General features: G+C 74.1%; 4 protein-coding genes. All 4 read right to left on the bottom strand.

Going from position 1 to position 3,028, the window contains the following annotated elements:
- Positions 1 to 264 (bottom strand): NTP transferase domain-containing protein (locus ND748_RS29090; protein ID WP_251749389.1); only part of this gene is annotated, 264 nt, incomplete at its 3' end.
- A 36-nt stretch (positions 265 to 300) separates the two neighbouring features.
- Positions 301 to 1,236: an alpha/beta fold hydrolase gene (locus ND748_RS29085; protein WP_374216067.1), complete on the bottom strand. Its 936-nt coding sequence runs from the start codon at positions 1,234 to 1,236 to the stop codon at positions 301 to 303.
- Positions 1,237 to 1,388: 152 nt separating this feature from the next.
- Complete coding sequence (locus ND748_RS29080) at positions 1,389 to 1,910, bottom strand: DoxX family protein (protein WP_251749387.1); 522 nt, start codon at positions 1,908 to 1,910, stop codon at positions 1,389 to 1,391.
- A 119-nt stretch (positions 1,911 to 2,029) separates the two neighbouring features.
- Positions 2,030 to 3,028: CapA family protein (locus ND748_RS29075; protein WP_251749386.1), on the bottom strand; the 999-nt coding region annotated here is incomplete at its 5' end.

Here is a 3,028-nt window from a genome sequence, read left to right as displayed (position 1 = left end):
CACCAGGCGTGGCCCCGCCCATCCGGGACGCTCGGCGAGGGCCGCGCCGACCTCGTCCGCGGCGGCCCCGACGACGACCACGACCGGCGCGCAACCGCCGGCGGCAAGCATCCGGGCGCCCCGCCCGGCGAGAGTCTCCCCGCCGAGCTTCACCAGCGCCTTGGCGCGCCCCATCCGCCGCCCCGCCCCGGCCGCCAGCAGCAGGCCGGCGACCGTGGGCAGGCCAGCATTCCCGGGTGGGGTCGCGTCCGGTGCGGCGTCCACGAGCTCAGGCGTACCACACCGGATGAGGGACGCACGTCAGCCGATGGGACCGAGCACCAGGCGGGGCCGGATCCGGCGCTGGAGGAAGTCGAGGATCCGCACGTCGAAGACGGCGTTGTCATCGCCGGCCACCATGTGGTGCGCCCCGGCGACATCGCAGTACTCCGCGTGCGGGGCGAGGTCGAGGAACCGGCGGGCGTCGTCCTCGCCGAGCACGTCGGACTGGCCGCCCCGGACCAGCATGGTCGGGATCCGCAGCCTCGTCACGATGGCGGACAGCTCCGCCAGCGGCGTGCGTAGCCGCTGCCGCGGGTCGTGGGCCGCCGGCGGGAAGACGAACGCCGGATCCCAGTGCCAGTACCAGCGTCCGTCGGCGAAGCGGAGATTCTTGCGCAGGCCGGCCGGATCGCGTGGGCGCTCCCGGTGCGGCAGGTAGGCGGCGACCGCGTCGGCGGCTTCCTCCACGGAGGCGAAGCCGTCCGGCGCGGCCCGCATGAACTCCATGATCCGTCCGGTGCCCCGGGGCTGCAGGAACGGCGACACGTCGACGAGGATCAGGCCGCGCGCGACGTCGGGGTCGCGGCCGACGGCGGCGAGGGAGGCGATCCCGCCCAGCGAGGCGCCGATGAGCACCGGCGGCCGGCCGAGGGCGCGGCGCAGGGCGAGCACGTCGTCGGCGAAGGCGTCGAGGGCGTAGTCGCCCTCGGGGGACCAGTCGGAGTCGCCGTGGCCGCGCAGGTCCACCGTGAGGGTGTACCAGCCGTCCGCACCGAGTGCGCGGGCGGTGCGCCGCCAGGAGTGACGGGTCTGGCCGCCCCCGTGGAGTAAGACCACCGGAGGATCGGTGTCATCGCCAAAAGCGTCCGCGGCGAGCGTCAGCCCGCCGCTCGGGATGCGCAGGGATGGGCGGGACGTCGTCGCGGCCGGCCGTCCGCTGTCGGAGTTCGTAGGCACGTAGGTCAGTATGAGCACACTGTTCACTCGCGCGCCCCTGTGTCGTGCCCGCCTCGTGCCCACTTGGCGCCCGCCTCGCGCCCGTCCGGTTTCGGCTCGTCCGGTTTCGGCTCGTCCGGTTTCGGCCCGTCCCGCGCCGAGTCCGGCGGTGGGTGCGCCGGGCGACGTGCTCAGCTCTTGGTCGACTCCGCCGGCTTGCGCTCCGGCCGCCAGGCTGTCACCAGCAGCAGCGCGGCTCCGCCGACGCCGAGCAGGATCGCGATCAGGCCGCCGGCCCAGCCGTCCAGTTCGATGCCGATCGCGTGGTCCAGCGACGCCTTGCCGGGGCCGAGGATACCGATCGCCGCGCACACGGCCGCGATCATCAGGACGTACTCGTAACCCTGGCCCGGCTTGAAGATGAAGAAGCCGTTGCTGCGGTGCGCCGTGATGCCCGCAACGACCATCGTGCCGATGATGCCGCCGGCGCTGAACGGGGTGAGGAAGCCGAAGACCAGCCCGAATCCCGCGGCGAGCTCGACGAGCCCGGAGGTCCAGGCGTGCACGATGCCCGGACGCAGACCCATGCTCTGGAACCAGCCGGCCGTGCCCTTGATCCCGCCCGGCCCCCAGACGTGGTTGTAGCCGTGGGCGACCAGGGTGAGACCCACGATGACCCGGAGCACCAGGGCCGCGGTGTCAGGCGATGTCACGTGTCTCCTCCTCGCAAACGGGCTACCTGGGCGGACGGCGTGGCGTCACACCGCTGCCGCAGCGCAGACAGTATCGGGTTGACGGCAAGGACACGCTAATTACACTAAGTTCGATCTATTCATGATCGTCCGGCTCGATCCACGCCATCCGGATGGCCCCACACCGGTCCCCCCGTCGGGTTGCGGGGGCTGGCTGGCCCGCCTGGACGGTACGGGGGTGGATCGCGGGGAACCCGGTCGACCCGGACCCCGTCGGTTGAGCCAAGCGCCCCGACGGCCGCGATCGTGCGCTGCCAGGAGGCAGCCAGCAGGGCCTGATCCCGCGCGGGCGGGCCGCGGTCGTCCAACCTGTCCGCGATCGGCCAGGCCGCGGCGCCGGCGGGAGCCGTCCAGGTCGGCGTGTAGGTGAGGCCGGCCACCGTCCAGCCCAGGGCCGTGCGCCGGACCTGGATGGACAGCAGCACGCCGTCGCGGCCCGGCGCGGGCGACCCGCCATTCGCCAAGCCATTCGCCAAGCCATCCGCCGTGGCATCCGCCGTGGCATCCGCCGTGGCATCCGCCGTGGCATCCGCGCGGTCGCCGGACGCCTGCGCGCCGATCAGGGTGCCCAGGTCGTAGGCGACGTAGCGGCCGGCGATCCGCTCGATCGGCAGCGGGTTCCCGCCGCCGGTACCGAGGATCAGGTCCACGTCGGACGAGGTGAGCAGCGCGTGGGCGAGGTCGCGCTGGTGCGGCGTCACCGTCTGCTGGCCGGGCCGGCCCCAGGCGAGCTGCGCGACGATGAGATCCGCGCCGTCGGCGCGGGCGCGGGCGGCGTCCTGGCCGATCCGCTCGGCGGTGAGAGCGGCCTGGGCGGTCGTGCCGGCGGGATCGAGGTAGGAGAGCACAGCGATCCGGGTGCCCTGGACCGTCTCGATGGCGATCGGCGTCCGGGCGCCTGGGTCTGCCGGGACGGACACGGCGATGCCCGCGCGGTCGAGGGCCGCGCTGCTGCGCTGCTGCGCCGCGCTGCCGGGTGATCCGACGCCGCCCGTGTCGCACCGGTCGAAACCCACGCCGGCGAGGGCGCCGGCGGCGCTGTCCCCGCTGTCCCCGCTGTCCGGCCGGCGATCCGGGGC

The organism is Frankia sp. AiPs1 (genome assembly GCF_023716945.1).
Lineage (GTDB): Bacteria > Actinomycetota > Actinomycetes > Frankiales > Frankiaceae > Frankia.
The sequence above is the reverse complement of the archived record's forward strand: the minus strand, read 5'-3'. Positions and strand labels throughout refer to the sequence as shown.